Raw genomic sequence first — 15,516 nt, 5'->3', positions numbered from 1 at the left:
TGCTACTCCCCCTTTTAACTACGCTCATCGTATTCGTTTTGGTTTTTATGCCACTTAGCGATAGAGAACAAAATACCAAATACTATTGCCGCAGAAGCTACTGCAACGCCTCCGGATAAAGTAAACATAGTCGAATATCCTTCATAGTTTCCAGTTTCTGTTTCGAACTCCTGTAGAATATTCATTTTCAGTAGTCCGAACATCATGTAGCCTAAAACGATTGGCGTAATGATTCCAAGACTAACTTTCCACCATGCACCTAGGTTGATATCTGAAATTTCATTTGCGTGTGCTTTAAGCAAATCTGCTTTTCGGAATACCCATACTACTAGCACAACTTCTACTAGACCTACTGCAGCAACACCAAATTGGTTGATAAAGTAATCTGCAAGATCTAGGAAGAACAATCCACCTTGAGTTGCGAATAAGATTGAAATTAATGCCGCAAGTCCGCCACCAAAAAGAACAGCTTTTCTGCGAGAAATGCCAAATTTCTCAGTGAATCCAGCAACATATGTTTCTGTAATTGACATTAATGACGTTAGTCCAGCAAGTGTTAAGGATAGGAAGAATAAGAATCCAAACAATCCGTTAAAACTTGGAAACTCGTTAATGATTTGTGGGAAAACAACAAATGCAAGTCCAACACCACCTGCAGCAACATCTGCAACTGCAACGCCTTGTTGTGTCGCCATGAAGCCAAGTGCTGCGAAAACACCAATACCCGCTAATAATTCAAAACTTGAGTTTGCAAACCCTGTAATAAAAGCATTATTTGTAATATCGGATTTTTTCGGTAAATAACTTGAATAAGTAATCATGATTGCAAATGCGACAGATAAACTAAAGAAGATATGTCCATAAGCAGCGACCCAAACTGTCGGATTCATAATGGCCGTGAAATCTGGTTGGAAAAAGGCTTCCAAACCTAGCGCAGCTCCATCAAGCGTTACCGCACGAATAACGACTGCTAGGAAAATAATAACCAAAGTTGGGATGAAAATCCGGTTAGCCATTTCAATTCCTTTTTTAACTCCTGCAAGTAAAATACCAAGTGTTATCACCCACACTAATACAAGCGGGATAAAGACGCCCCAAACTACTCCACCCGTTTGTCCTGGGCTCACAGTCAGTTGTAAAAATTCGTTAAACAAGAAATCTTGTGTGTCTGTACCCCATGCTTGGTTGAAAGAAAATATAGTATAGCGCATAGCCCAAGCGATAATAACCGCATAGTATACAGATATAACAAAGGACACAAATACGGCCCACCAACCAAGCCATTCTAATTTTTTACCGCCCATACGGAAAAATGATAACGGTGCTGACCCTCTATACTTGTGGCCGATCGTGAATTCTAAAATTAAAATTGGTATACCGGCAGTCAGTAGTGCAAACAGATACGGTATGAAAAAGGCACCCCCACCATTATCAAAGGCAACATACGGAAAACGCCAAATGTTCCCTAACCCTACTGCAGAGCCGACAGCTGCCATAATAAAACCAGCACGTGTACCCCATTGCGAACGTTCCATCTCTCTTCCCCCTTGTTTTCCCATTCTTTTTACATAAAAATAGGAATTTTGTTTGTTTTCAGATTATTAACTAATCTAAAATTAGTATACCGAGAGAGCGCTTTAATGTAAAGACACTTTCGCAATATAATTGAAAAAAACTATTGCGACAAAAGTAAAAAGGCAGAGGATAAGCTCCTCTGCCTTACTTTCATTAATTATTTTGTTGTTTTTCAATAATAGTTGTTCGTTGTGACCAAACAACGAATAACACTGCTAAAACAATCAGCACAGCGCCTAATGATATCCATAAAGAGCCGGTATACCCTATGACAATATACCCGACAGCAGCAATGCCCGCAGCTGTTAGTGCATACGGTATTTGCGTTAAAACATGGTCCATATGGTTACTTCCTGCTCCTGTTGAGGACAAGATGGTCGTATCAGAAATCGGTGAACAATGGTCACCAAATACAGCACCTGCTAAAACTGCTGATAGTGCTGGCAATAATAGAGCTGGTTCCGCTTCAATCATAATTGTTCCAGCGATCGGTAAAAGAATACCGAAAGAACCCCAAGAAGTTCCTGTAGAAAAAGCCATAACGCCAGCTAATACAAACAATAAGACTGGCAAAATCGCTGTAGGAACATTGCCGTCAGAAACGACACCCGCTAAATATGCGCCTGTTTCTAATCCACCAATTAAGGAAGTCAATGACCAAGCAAATATTAGGATTAAAACGGCACCCATCATAGATTTGATACCTGCCCAGATCCCTTTGCCAATCCAGCCAACATTAGCTGTTTTGTTTGTTTTCATTTGTAGTGCGTAAAGAATAATAGATGTTAAAGCACCTAATACTCCCCCTACTAATAATGAAGCTGGTACATCGGTATTTTCAAAGATTAACCAAATATCAAATACTTGGCCAGCATTTTGGTAGCCAGTCCAAATCATTGCAACCACTGTTCCAACGATCAACAGTAAAATCGGAAGCAATAAATCTCTCACGTGTCCATGTGAATGAGATGGAAATTCTTCTTTCATTTCACCTGGAATTGTTTTTTCAGGATCAAAAAGCTGTCCTTTTGAAATAGCTAGCACTTCGTGTTTTTTCATTTCGCCAAAATCAACATCGCGAATTGCGACAAAAAAGACGATGGCAAGTGAAGCAACCACATAAAAGTTCATTGGTGCCATCCAAAGAAATGCTTCAAGTGCAGAATATTCGACGAAAGTTTGTCCAGCTAAAATGGTAGCTATAATACCGATAATTGCTGCTCCCCAACTTGATACAGGAGAAACTACGCAAACCGGTGCTGCAGTCGAATCAATAAAGTAAGCGAGTTTCGCACGCGAAACTTTGTATTTGTCTGTAATTGGACGTGCTACTTGCCCAACAGTCAATGCATTAAAATAATCATCGATAAAGATGACCATTCCAAGAACAACCGTTAATACTTTGGCACCACGGCGAGATTTAATGTGATTTGATGCCCATTCGGCGAAAGCATGACTGCCTCCTGAGAGACTAACAAACGCTGTAATAACTCCCAACAATAGTAGAAACAATAGGATAAAGACATTATAAGCGTTAAAACCGCCGTCCCAAAAAATAATTGCGAATGATGTAGCAAGTTCCTGCAAGGCCTCAAGTGGCGAAAACCACGTAAGGATAATAGCTGCTGCCACAATACCTGCACCTAATGACAATAGTACACGGCGTGTTAATAGGACCATTACAATTGCAATAATCGGTGGCAAGATCGAAAAAATTGTATTCTCCAAAATAACTCCTCCTTATTTTTGATGGGTGAAATTGAGACAAAAAAGGCTGACCTCTCCACTTGGATTCAGTCAGCCTTCTACAATTCGTCTGTGCGATAAAACATCAAACAACCCTGTAGCCCTCCATTCAAACTTGCGCTCAAATGACAGTGACATTCTTGTTCAGAATGACCCCAATCCACTTCCTATGACCATAAGAAATAAATTTCGGCAAAACTTCCTTTCAGATGCGTTCAACGCGGTCACACTCGCGCACCCTACTGATTAGTCCTGCAGCCTCTACCCACCATTATAACTTTCTTCTTTAGCATAGCCCAAAATCACTACAAAATCAACTGAATATATATTCCAACTGTCATTACTATTTTATCGCTTTGTTATGAAAATATTGACCGAATACATCACGCAGAAATTCTGGCATGAAATATGTTTTCGTCGCTCTTTTTAAACTCGGGAAAAAATAACCAAATGTCAGCATGTCTAACGTAACCAATTGATATTTTTGATCGTGTACAACCCGTTGACCTTTAATATAAAGACGGCGGTCAATGATTTCCATGTTCAAATGAATCATTTTACCAAATACTGCTCCGCGGAAACCCATTCCTTTTAACTCAATTTGTGGCCATTCTGAATTTAAAGACTGCAAATAAATCTCTTTTAATTCTGCACCGCTTAACTCCACTACACACGGATTAATCGGATGAGGCAACATTTTATGAAAATTATATCGTGTCATCGCACCTTCATGTATATCTTCCATAAATATACCGGCGTTAAATAATGCACAATCTGCACCTGTGAATTCAATCATTGCTTGCCCAAATAACGTGGCAAGCTCTGAATCCTTAAACCACTCTGCCTTCAATTTTTTATCGCTATAATACACGATTTCATTCATTTGGATTTTGCCTTGTTCAACTAGATGTTTATCAAAATCTTCTTGTACTTCGCATAACTGCGACACTTCAATTAACCGAGCTGAACTTTTTCCAAACTCCTCTTCTACTGCCATATGTCCGATATAAAAACCAAACTTTCCTGCAGCTCCAAGTAATGTATCTCCTTGCCATTTCCCATCATGAAAAACATGATGGGTATGTGCACCTAAAATAATATTGAGTTGCGGACAAAGTTCCGCTAATAGTTCATCATCTTTTATCCCTAAATGAGACAAACAAATAATTAAATCGGTTTTGTCTTTAATTTCTTCTACCGATTGAATAATCGACTCTTTTGCATCGGTGATTTGCCAACCGAGTTTGCGATAAAAAGGAGTAAACTCTGCTGTTGCCCCCACTAATCCAATGCGTGTGCCATTTGCTGTCCGAATAATTCGGTGGGGTTTGGCCCACTTTGGTCGGTTGCCATGAAGATCAAATAGATTCGATACCACAACATCAAAATTAGCTTGAACATACAAATCATTTAGCTCTTCTTTAGACAACGTAATGCCCTCATTATTACCGATTGTCACCGCGTCATATCCTGCTTCGTTAAGTAACTGGATATTGCCTTTTCCTGCAGTACCTTCTGTAAATGGATGCGAACGGTCGACATGGTCGCCTATATCCAAAACCAGACAAATGTCCCCTTCTTCTTCATGCCACCTTTTTCGTTCAGCTAAAAATGATTTAATGCGTGGCCAATTTGCAAAATGACTGTGTAAATCATTTGTATGGTAAATATGAATAGTTTCGCTCATGAAAACACCTCTTTAAATGCTAAATATTCCTTCATAAATTGAACGTATCCCAAGCACGAGTAATACAATTCTCAAAATGGTGACCAACATTTCCGAATTGAGGCGTTTGTTTAACGCTGCACCTATTTTCGCACCCATATAGGCCCCTGGCACGACTGCAAGTGTGTAAATCCACGGCACATTCCCCAACGAAATATGCGTAACAGAGTTTACCAGTGCTGATAGAAACACCATTAACATCGATGTCCCAACAGCTACATGAGGAGGGAATAAGAACAAAAGAATCATCGCTGGGACAATGATAGACCCGCCACCAATACCAAATAGACCAGAAGCAACGCCAACAAAAAATGTTAATAACAAAGCAAACCAGATTGGATAGCCATAAACATATTCTTTTTTTTCTCTGTCTGTAAACGTTGTTTTTCGACCGTTCTCCACAAACCATTGAACTGCATTAAGATGGTCACGCAATAACAGCAACAAGGATAGAAAAACTAAAAGAATCCCAAAATATAAGTTGAAGGAGGGTAAGTCTAAATTTTTATTAATAAAAGCACCGACAATTGTTCCCGGTGCACTACCTGCAAAAAAAATGAATCCACTTTTGTAATCAACTGTTCGAACTTTCATATAGGCTAACGTGGAAGAAAGACCTGTAAAAATCATCATAATAACCGATAACCCAACAATTTTTTGTGGTGAAAGTTCTGGAAAAAATGCAAAGCTAGTGCCCATAAACAGCAAAGCAGGTACCAATATAACGCCCCCACCCAAACCGATTAAAGCACCCAGTATGCCGGACATTATTCCGACAACTGCCATAACGATGAAAACCATTAAAATCCTCCTTCAAATAAATCCAACTGCTTTGGTAAAAGCCCATCAAATGATAGGTTATTCATCTTTTGGAACTGCTTCGCATTACCTGCTGCATGCCCTCCTGAATTGTTATTAAAAATCACATATACATTTTCAGTAGTGTTCGTCAATGTCTTTACGGCTCTACTAATTTCCTCGAGTTCTTCTTTATTGTAATCGTATAAATAACGAACTTCTCTCCAGTTTTGTGCACCTCCAGGATTTACCCAGCCGTGAACATTGCGACCATGTATGCGCAACAACACTTTATCTTTTCTAGTAGATACTGGCACAAGCGGAATTGAACCCTCTCCTGACTGCGGCTCATCACAAACTGAGTGAATCAAGTTATTGTTCCGAAGAAAATCCAAAGTTTTTTCACTCATTCCATTTGCATACCAGGATTGATGGCGAAACTCGATCGCCAAATCAAATTCTTTAAGACGTTCAATAATTTCTCGAAGTTGATCGACATTGTCTTTTTGACAATCAAACCATGGCGGAAATTGCAGTAACACCATTGCTAATTTACCTTCCTCTTTCAAAGGTTCGATAGACTTACGGAAAGCTTCAAACATGGCATCACGTGATTCAAATGGATTTTCACCACGAAGGTGGCCTGTCATGCCTTGATAAGCTTTGACGACAAATTGAAATTGCGCCGGCGTCTCCGCAATCCACTTGCGAATATTGCGTTCTGGTTGAACCGCATAAAAAGAAGAATCTAATTCAACTATTGGAAAATGTCCACTGTAATCACTTAATTTCTCTGTTTTCTTTGAGCCCGGGCTATAGACATCTGGATGGTCTCCCCAACCCGTCAATCCTACATAAATCATGGTCCCGCCTCCATTTTCGTTATTATTTTATGATAACATAGAAAAAATAGAACGTCTTTTTTAAAATAGTTATCTTTCGCTTCAATTGATTTTCACTCAAGGAGATGAGCCAAACATGAAAAAGCTATGGGACGATCAAGAACTAATTGATAGCTTTAAAGCAAACCGTAATCCTGAACAAATGGTTCCAATGTCTGCCTACATGCGAAATCAATTTGACTTTTTAGGGATCAAAACTCCATTGCGAACTGAATTATTGAACAAACACTTTTCAACCCATCAGTTGCCTTCCGGCCAGAAATTATTAGAGGCCGTCTGGAAACTATATGAACTGCCTGAAAGAGAATACCAATACGCAGCGATTGCCTTACTAGACAAAATGAAAGAGGAGTTAACACTCAAAGACTTGGCATTTCTACGACAACTAATTGAAAACAAGTCCTGGTGGGACAGTGTAGATTCGATTGCTTCCCGAATTCTTGGTCACGTTATTCAAAAAGAACAAGTTGAAGGGACACGCTCAATGATTGAATGGTCAAAAGCAGAAAATATATGGACAAATCGTGCGGCGATTCTCCACCAGCTAAAATACAAGCAGCAGACAGACACAATCATACTTAGTCAAATTATACTTCATCATGCTACATCTCCTGAATTCTTTATTCAAAAAGCTATTGGCTGGGCATTACGTGAATATGCCAAGACCGATGCTGAATGGGTAGAAACGTTTGTCTCTACACATGAGTTAATGCCTCTTAGCAAACGCGAAGCATTAAAACACATAAAAAAATAAGCTTAGGCGCACATGATGTGCGCCTAAGCTTATTATGATTACAGGATTTTAGAATAACCCGCCAATTCCTTTTTTAGCTATTAAGGATTTCGCAGAATCCATCAATTCTTTCTTTTCAGTTTCATCAATTTTACCATCATCATAAGCTTCTTTAGCTTGCACCAATACTTCTTTTGCTTCGCTTAAGTCTGCATTGTTCAATTTCTCTTTTAAAGCTTCGAATTTTTGACTCATGTTTTGCATACCTCCTAAGGATTTATATACGTTACTCTTATACCCTTTAAGCAAGTACCCAAACGCTTCCCTTGCATGATTAGAGATATGACTTGTTATTTCGTTCAAGCCTATAAAAATAACCCTTGGCGTGAACATCGTCACACCAAGGGTTACATATAAATCGATTAACCGATCGAGCCTTCCATTTCGAACTTGATTAAACGGTTCATTTCTACCGCATATTCCATTGGAAGTTCTTTTGTAAATGGTTCGATAAAGCCCATAACGATCATTTCTGTAGCTTCTTGCTCAGAAACGCCACGGCTCATCAAGTAGAACAACTGCTCTTCAGATACTTTTGAAACTTTCGCTTCGTGTTCCAAAGAAACGTTATCGTTTAAGATTTCGTTGTATGGAATTGTATCAGAAGTTGATTGGTTATCCATAATCAACGTATCACATTCGATGTTCGAACGTGCGCCGTCAGCTTTACGTCCAAAATGAACGATTCCGCGATACGATACTTTCCCGCCTTGTTTTGAAATTGATTTCGAAACAATCGAAGAAGACGTATTTGGAGCCAAGTGAATCATTTTCGCACCAGCATCTTGGTGTTGTCCTTTACCAGCAATTGCGATTGACAATGTCATGCCACGTGCGCCTTCGCCTTTCAAGTAAACCGCTGGATATTTCATCGTCAATTTCGAACCGATGTTGCCATCAATCCATTCCATTGTCCCGTTTTCGTACACAAATGCACGTTTCGTTACAAGGTTAAAGACGTTGTTTGCCCAGTTTTGAATTGTTGTATAACGGCAGTAAGCATCTTTTTTCACAATAATTTCAACAACAGCTGAGTGAAGTGAATTTGTTGTGTAAACAGGAGCTGTACAACCTTCTACGTAATGAACGCTTGCGCCTTCATCTACAATGATTAGCGTACGTTCAAATTGACCCATGTTTTCCGAGTTAATACGGAAGTACGCTTGAAGTGGTGATTCCACTTTAATGCCTTTAGGTACGTAAATGAATGAGCCACCAGACCAAACCGCCGTATTTAACGCAGCAAATTTATTGTCTGCTGCTGGAATTACTGACTGCCAATGTTCTTTGAAAAGGTCTTCGTTTTCACGAAGTGCAGCACCCGTATCTTTAAAGACGATACCCATGTCTTCCAATTCGACTTTCATATTGTGGTAAACAACTTCAGATTCGTACTGAGCTGATACACCAGCCAAATATTTTTGCTCTGCTTCTGGAATTCCTAATTTATCAAATGTACGTTTGATTTCTTCAGGAACTTCATCCCATGAAGTTTGACTTGCTTCTGATGGTTTTACGTAATACGTAATTTCATCAAAGTTCAATGAACCTAAGTCGCCGCCCCATTGTGGCATCGGCATTGAATAAAACAATTTCAATGCTTTTAGACGAGATTTAAGCATCCATTCTGGCTCTTCTTTAATTTTTGAAATTTCTCTTACGATGTCTTCAGTTAAACCTCTTTTTGATCTAAATACTGAAACATCTTTGTCGTGGAACCCATATTTATAATCACCGATTTCCGGCATTTTTTTCGCCATCGTCGTTCCTCCGTTCTATGTTACGATTTTTCTTCGTTTTGCACGCCTTTTTCCATCGCTTTCCAAGCCAAAGTCGCACATTTTATACGGGCTGGAAATTGAGAGACGCCTTGTAGTGCTTCAATATCACCAAGATCAATCGAATCATCGTACTCTTTACCAAGCATCATATCTGAAAAGATACCGGAAAGTTTTAATGCCGTATCAACTTCCTGCCCTTTGACAGCTTGCGTCATCATTGAAGCAGAAGCCATTGAAATCGAACATCCTTCACCGTCAAACTTCGCATCTTTGACAATGCCGTCTTCGACCTGCAAAGTCAGTTGGATGCGGTCACCACAGGTCGGATTGTTCATCTCGATATTCACGCTATTTTTTTCAAGTGCCCCTTTGTTGCGAGGGGTCTTATAGTGATCCATAATAACGCGTCTGTATAATTGGTCTAAGTTATTAGAAGACATCGTTGAAATACTCCTTTGCCGAACGCAATCCTTCTACTAAACGGTCAACATCCGACTCGTTGTTGTATAAGTAGAAGCTAGCGCGTGCTGTGGCTGAAACTTCCAGCCATTTCATTAAAGGTTGCGCACAATGATGACCAGCGCGAACCGCGATTCCGCTCATGTCTAAGACAGTCGCGACATCATGCGGATGAACGTCGTTTAAGTTGAACGTCACAATACCCGCACGTTTTTGTGGATCGGTTGGTCCATAAATATCTAATCCTTCAATCAAGTTCATTTTTTCCATTGCGTAAGCAGCCATTTGATGTTCATGCTTTTCAATTTCATTTAAACCGATCTCGTTAAGAAAATCTATCGCTGCACCTAATCCCACAGCGCCTGCAATAATTGGTGTTCCGCCTTCAAATTTCCAAGGCAGCTCTTTCCATGTCGAATCGTATAAACCAACGAAATCGATCATTTCTCCACCAAATTCTACAGGTTCCATATTGTTTAATAATTCTTTTTTGCCGTAAAGAACGCCGATGCCAGTAGGACCACACATTTTGTGGCCAGAAAATGCAAAGAAATCACAGTCTAATTGCTGAACATCTATTTTCAAGTGAGGTGCAGCTTGAGCACCATCAACGACCATAACTGCTCCATTTTCGTGCGCAATCTGTGCAACTTCTTTTACTGGATTCATCGTGCCGAGAACATTCGAGACATAAACCATTGAGACGATTTTTGTTCGCTCCGTCACGACTGCGCGGACTTGCTCTAACGAAATCGTGCCGTCTTTTTCAAGCTCAACATATTTTAAAATGGCGCCGCGTTCTTTTGCCAATTGTTGCCAAGGAATAATATTAGAATGATGTTCCATATAGGTAATGACAATTTCGTCGCCTTCTTGAACATTGGCTCTGCCGTAGCTTTGCGCAACGAGGTTCATAGCGGTTGTCGTTCCTCGTAAGAAAATAATTTCTTCCATTGAATTAGCATTAATGAACTTACGAACTTTTTCACGTGCGCCTTCATAATGTTCCGTAGCACGATTCCCAAGCGTATGAACGCCTCGGTGTACGTTAGCATTATCTAATTCGTAATAAGATTTTAAGGCCTCAATAACTTGAACTGGCTTTTGTGAAGTAGCCGCACTGTCCAAATAAACCAGTGGGTGACCATTTATTTCTTGGTTGAGTATTGGAAAATAGCTTTTTATCTCTTTGTTGATCATTAGCGGACTTTCCTTTCGATAACCTCCGTCAATTGCTTTTTGACGCCTTCGATTGGCAACACTCGGACTACTGGTGCCAAGAAACCGTGAATAACAAGACGTTCAGCTTCCTGTTTTGTAATACCGCGGCTCATCAAATAATACAATTGAAGTGGATCTACGCGACCAACTGATGCTGCATGTCCTGCAGTTACATCATCTTCATCGATTAGAAGAATCGGGTTTGCATCGCCACGTGCTTTTTCACTTAACATCAATACGCGTGATTCTTGTACTGCGTTAGATCTTGTTGCACCATGTTCAATTTTGCCAATGCCGTTAAAAATAGAAGAAGCTGAGTCTTTCATAACACCATGCTTCAAAATAAATCCTTCTGAATCTTTGCCCCAATGAACAACTTGCGTTGTGAAGTTTTGTTTTTGGGACCCTCGTCCAACGACAACACTTTTCGTGTCGCCGAAAGAATTATCGCCGATCAAGTGTGTTGTATTTTCAGAAATTGTATCGCTATCATTCATCATGCCTAGAGCCCATTCAATGCGTGCATCGCGTGCTGCAACGCCACGGCGGTTTACATACGTAATAAACCCTTCTGCTAGCGTATCTACTGCACCGTACGTAATTTGAGCGTTATCTTCAGCAAAAACTTCTGAAACGATATTCGCTAAACCATTTGCATGTGGAACTGTAGAATAATAGTTTTCTACATACGTTACTTTACTGCTTGTATCCGCAACAACAATTACATGGTTAAACAATGACGCTTCTGCATCGTCATGATAGAAAACCACTTGCACAGGTTCTTCAACAACAACGTTTTTCGGCACGTAAAGGAATGCGCCACCGTTCATTAACGCAGCGTTTAGCGCCGTCAATTTATGCTCGTCTGTTTTCACGCCATTAGTCATAAAGTATTTTTTGACTAAATCACCATGTTCACGTAAAGCTGTAAAAATATCCGTTAAAATAACACCTTGTGCTGCAAGATCTTCAGAAACACGAGAAAATGCAGGTGTATTATTGTGTTGGATATAAAGATTTTTTTGTTCTAAATCTACGATAGCTTTAACATCTTCTGTTAAATCTTCAAGCGATTCAAATTTTTCACTTTCAACCGCATGCACTGGAAAATCAGTAAAGTTCCAGCTAAGAATTTTTGTTTTATCTGGTTTCGGTAGTGGCAAGCTTTGCGCTTCACCAAACGAACGAAGACGAAGCTCAGTAAACCATGAAGGTTCACCATTCATTTCTGAAAAGGAGCGCACGTCCTGCTCGGTCATTTTTAAATTTGTTTCAACCGTCATGCTAGTCTCTCCCTTCAATTATGCTTGTCCTACAGTCTCGTCTTCAATACCAAGTTCAGCTTTGATCCAGTCATAGCCTTCAGCTTCAAGTTTGTGAGAAAGTTCTTCCCCACCTGATTTAACAACGCGTCCTTGCATCATTACATGAACGTGGTCAGGAGTAATGTAGTTTAGTAGGCGTTGGTAGTGAGTGATAATAAGGCAACCAAAATTTTCGCTTCTCATTTGGTTGATGCCTTCTGAAACAACTTTCAATGCATCAATATCAAGTCCAGAGTCAATTTCGTCTAGAACAGCGATTTTTGGCTTGATCATCATAAGCTGTAAAATTTCGTTACGTTTCTTTTCTCCACCTGAGAAGCCTTCGTTCAAGTAACGTTGTGCCATTTCTTGTTCCATATCCAGAACTTCCATTTTGCTGTCTAGTTCACGGATAAATTTCATCAATGACACTTCATCGCCTTCTTCGCGACGTGCATTCATAGCAGAACGCATAAAGTCAGCGTTAGTTACGCCAGAAATTTCGCTTGGGTATTGCATTCCTAGGAAAAGACCAGCGCGAGCGCGTTCGTCAACTTCCATCTCAAGAACATCTTCACCGTCTAGCGTAATTGTTCCTTGAGTTACTTCATATTTAGGATGACCCATGATAGCTGATGCTAATGTAGATTTACCAGTACCGTTAGGTCCCATAATTGCGTGAATTTCACCTGTATTAATTGTTAAGTCTACACCCTTTAAAATCTCTTTGTCTTCGATTTTAACGTGTAAATCTTTAATGACCAAAGTTGACATGTATATACCTCCATAAAGTTAATATTGGGATGGCGGACCATCCTTAATTAGTATCATTCTAATCTTAACCCATATTCACCTTACTGGCAAATCATTAAACCACTTCAAAAACGAAGGTAAAACAATTTAGATTACTGGATTTCTCACTTATTTACAAAAGTTGGAGCGGATATCTATTATGCTTTTATATTTTCAATAAAAGAATACTAATTGAGAATTTATATCAATAAAAAACCAGCATCCTTAGATGCTGGTTTTACTCTCTTATATGCGAAATTTAGTCACGATGAACTTGCTGTTCGAGCTTGCTGGCTACTTTTTGGCCTAGCTGATAATCTTGTTCCCGACGCTGTTCTACTTCAACAATTTTGGCAGTATCATTTTGATACTCATCAATTCCAAAACCATGTGCATTTCTAAATGCTTGTTCCATCTTCTCTGTCTTGTCTATTCCGTTCGATTCAATAATGAACCATTCCTTTCAATCTTAGGTTTTATTATTTACAGTTGTTAGTATACCCCATTAATGTTGAAATAAACACCCGAATTATCTAATTAATCTGAAAATAGAACTATTGTTGGATATCTACTTAAGAAAAAAAACCCTTTGACGACTAAACGTCAAAGGGTTAACTATTACTGTGAAACTTCGTTATAAATGCTTGATGCCGCTAATTCTAGTTCTTCAAGTAATTCATTTAACTGAGCATCCGCTTCGTTGAATTTTTCATTGGCTTCTTCAAATGAAGGGGATTCTTTTGTTAATTCTTCAGCTTTTAGTTCATATGATTCACGCATAGACGCAAATGCTGAAGTGAGTTGTTCTTCTTGATCTTTTAATGTTTCTGGAATTTCTAATGATTCAACTGCATTAGCTGCCTCGTTTGCAGAAGCTATAGCAGCGTCTTTCATTGCTTGCAACTCTTCACCTTCTGGCAAAGCTTCTTCTGCTTGGTCCATTTCAAACTTATTCAAGTCTTCGTCTACAGCATTGATTGTGTTTGGAATAGCCATGTAAAATTTCATCATTTCTTTTTTCACTTCTGAAGTGTCATCTGACGGCTCTGTGCTAGTTGTCGTTTCTTTTGGCTCAGTTGCTTCTTCTTCAGAACACGCGGTTAATAAGAAAGTAGCGGATAATCCAATTGCCCACAATTTCTTCATAGAATTCCCTCCTATTGTGTATATTCATCGTTATAGTAACACAAAATTTACCAATAGGACAACACTTAGGAATAACTGCAACTTTTAGATTGATTCAATTATTTTAAACTTTACGGCCATTTGTAAAACGGTCTACAATATGCGCTAATGCACCATCACCTGTAACGTTAGCAGCAGTACCAAAGCTGTCTTGTGCCAAATACAGTGCAATCATTAAAGCTACCATTGTCTCGTCAAATCCGAGCATACTTTGCAGCAGACCGATTGCTGCCATAACAGCTCCACCTGGAACTCCTGGTGCCGCAATCATTGTGACGCCTAGCATTAAAATAAATGGGAAGAAACTACCGAAGGATGGTGCTCCGCCTGTTAGTAGCACAACCCCAATTGCACAAGAAACTAATGTGATGGTGCTCCCTGATAAATGAATTGTCGCAAACAATGGAACCGTAAAATCTGTTACTCGCTCGTTTGCTCCAGATTTTCGTGCTTGGCGCAAAGTGACCGGAATTGTTGCTGCTGAAGACTGAGTTCCTAATGCCGTAAAATAAGCAGGCATCATTGTTTTTAAAATTGAGAATGGATTTCTTCCTTTTAACGCACCTGCCGCTGAATATTGAAGCATTAGCATTGTCCAGTGAAGAACGATAATCATGATGAAGACAATCCCGAATAACGACAAGATTTCAAATACCGCTCCACCGTATGCCATATTGGCAAATATCCCAAAAATATGGAATGGTAAAAGTGGAATGATGATATATGAGATTGTTTTTTCGATAATTGCTTGGAATTCATCAAAAAACGATGCCATGGTTTTGCTTCCTGTTGATGCCATACCGATACCTAATAGAAAAGCCAAGATCAAGGCAGCCATTACACCAAATACAGGTGTCATCTCAAGTGCAATAAATGAAGATGCTAATGCATGTTCCGGATCTTCCAAATTGCTCAACGATCCTTGCTTCATAAAATTAGGCAATACAGTCGTCGCTACAAAAAATGCTAACACACCAGCCGTAATTGTGGACGCATAAGCGATACCCGTAGCAACTCCTAATAATTTACCAGACCCTTTTCCTAATTTCGCAATTCCTGGAGCAATAAATCCAAGAATAATTAGTGGAACAACAAAGTTTAAGAAATTACCAAAAATCGATGTGAATGTTGCAAAAACACGCACCAAATTTTCTGGTGCAACTAGACCAATAAGAACTCCTAAAACGATCGCCACAACTATACGCGGCAATAAACCAAAATTGAACTTCATGTA

The 15,516-nt window shown here is 39.4% G+C and carries 15 protein-coding genes and 1 riboswitch; of the genes, 1 reads left to right on the top strand and 14 read right to left on the bottom strand.

Annotation, left to right across the window (positions count from 1 at the left end; all coding sequences use genetic code 11):
* Positions 1-14: 14 nt before the first annotated feature.
* The 5 genes from BCM40_RS05465 to BCM40_RS05445 form a co-directional block, all read right to left on the bottom strand.
* Entirely contained in the window at positions 15-1,535 is a 1,521-nt protein-coding gene (locus tag BCM40_RS05465; RefSeq protein ID WP_065526805.1) for a sodium-dependent transporter, read from the bottom strand.
* 193 nt (positions 1,536-1,728) lie between these two features.
* Positions 1,729-3,303, bottom strand: coding sequence for a Na+/H+ antiporter NhaC family protein (locus BCM40_RS05460; protein ID WP_065526806.1), 1,575 nt, complete (start codon positions 3,301-3,303; stop codon positions 1,729-1,731).
* A gap of 108 nt (positions 3,304-3,411) precedes the next feature.
* Positions 3,412-3,593, bottom strand: a riboswitch (Lysine riboswitch).
* Between the two features lie 71 nt (positions 3,594-3,664).
* Positions 3,665-5,008, bottom strand: coding sequence for a bifunctional metallophosphatase/5'-nucleotidase (locus BCM40_RS05455; RefSeq protein ID WP_065526807.1), 1,344 nt, complete (start codon positions 5,006-5,008; stop codon positions 3,665-3,667).
* Between the two features lie 12 nt (positions 5,009-5,020).
* Complete coding sequence (locus tag BCM40_RS05450) at positions 5,021-5,848, bottom strand: sulfite exporter TauE/SafE family protein (protein WP_065526808.1); 828 nt, start codon at positions 5,846-5,848, stop codon at positions 5,021-5,023.
* Complete coding sequence (locus BCM40_RS05445; protein ID WP_065526809.1) at positions 5,848-6,708, bottom strand: DUF72 domain-containing protein; 861 nt, start codon at positions 6,706-6,708, stop codon at positions 5,848-5,850. The genes BCM40_RS05450 and BCM40_RS05445 overlap by 1 nt, the downstream gene beginning before the upstream one ends.
* Positions 6,709-6,823: 115 nt before the next feature.
* On the opposite strand from BCM40_RS05445, the gene BCM40_RS05440 reads away from it, so the two are divergent.
* On the top strand, positions 6,824-7,501 hold the full coding sequence (locus tag BCM40_RS05440) for a DNA alkylation repair protein (RefSeq protein WP_065526810.1): 678 nt from the start codon (positions 6,824-6,826) through the stop codon (positions 7,499-7,501).
* Positions 7,502-7,549: 48 nt separating this feature from the next.
* On the opposite strand, the gene BCM40_RS05435 is transcribed toward BCM40_RS05440, so the two are convergent.
* The 9 genes from BCM40_RS05435 to BCM40_RS05400 form a co-directional block, all read right to left on the bottom strand.
* Positions 7,550-7,735: a hypothetical protein gene (locus tag BCM40_RS05435; protein WP_008429494.1), complete on the bottom strand. Its 186-nt coding sequence runs from the start codon at positions 7,733-7,735 to the stop codon at positions 7,550-7,552.
* Positions 7,736-7,902: 167 nt separating this feature from the next.
* Positions 7,903-9,300 carry a Fe-S cluster assembly protein SufB gene (sufB, locus tag BCM40_RS05430; RefSeq protein WP_065526811.1) on the bottom strand — a complete coding sequence of 466 codons (1,398 nt, stop codon included), beginning with the start codon at positions 9,298-9,300 and terminating at the stop codon, positions 7,903-7,905.
* A gap of 20 nt (positions 9,301-9,320) precedes the next feature.
* Positions 9,321-9,761: a Fe-S cluster assembly sulfur transfer protein SufU gene (gene sufU / locus BCM40_RS05425; RefSeq protein ID WP_065526812.1), complete on the bottom strand. Its 441-nt coding sequence runs from the start codon at positions 9,759-9,761 to the stop codon at positions 9,321-9,323.
* Positions 9,751-10,980 carry a cysteine desulfurase gene (locus tag BCM40_RS05420; RefSeq protein ID WP_008429497.1) on the bottom strand — a complete coding sequence of 410 codons (1,230 nt, stop codon included), beginning with the start codon at positions 10,978-10,980 and terminating at the stop codon, positions 9,751-9,753. The genes sufU and BCM40_RS05420 overlap by 11 nt, the downstream gene beginning before the upstream one ends.
* Positions 10,980-12,284, bottom strand: a complete 1,305-nt coding sequence (gene sufD, locus BCM40_RS05415) for a Fe-S cluster assembly protein SufD (RefSeq protein ID WP_065526813.1) — start codon at positions 12,282-12,284, stop codon at positions 10,980-10,982. Before sufD ends, BCM40_RS05420 begins: the two co-directional genes overlap by 1 nt.
* An 18-nt stretch (positions 12,285-12,302) precedes the next feature.
* Complete coding sequence (gene sufC, locus BCM40_RS05410; protein ID WP_331429111.1) at positions 12,303-13,085, bottom strand: Fe-S cluster assembly ATPase SufC; 783 nt, start codon at positions 13,083-13,085, stop codon at positions 12,303-12,305.
* 271 nt (positions 13,086-13,356) lie between these two features.
* On the bottom strand, positions 13,357-13,512 hold the full coding sequence (locus tag BCM40_RS16465; protein ID WP_169818716.1) for a YuzK family famiily protein: 156 nt from the start codon (positions 13,510-13,512) through the stop codon (positions 13,357-13,359).
* A gap of 203 nt (positions 13,513-13,715) precedes the next feature.
* The gene (locus BCM40_RS05405; RefSeq protein WP_065526814.1) at positions 13,716-14,243 is read right to left on the bottom strand and encodes a hypothetical protein; all 528 of its coding nucleotides are present in this window, start codon (positions 14,241-14,243) and stop codon (positions 13,716-13,718) included.
* A 103-nt stretch (positions 14,244-14,346) separates the two neighbouring features.
* Positions 14,347-15,513: a dicarboxylate/amino acid:cation symporter gene (locus BCM40_RS05400; RefSeq protein WP_065526815.1), complete on the bottom strand. Its 1,167-nt coding sequence runs from the start codon at positions 15,511-15,513 to the stop codon at positions 14,347-14,349.
* Between the last annotated feature and the right edge of the window lie 3 nt (positions 15,514-15,516).

It is taken from the genome of Planococcus donghaensis (assembly GCF_001687665.2).
Taxonomy (GTDB): domain Bacteria; phylum Bacillota; class Bacilli; order Bacillales_A; family Planococcaceae; genus Planococcus; species Planococcus donghaensis.
This window is presented reverse-complemented; position numbering and strand designations above follow the sequence as displayed.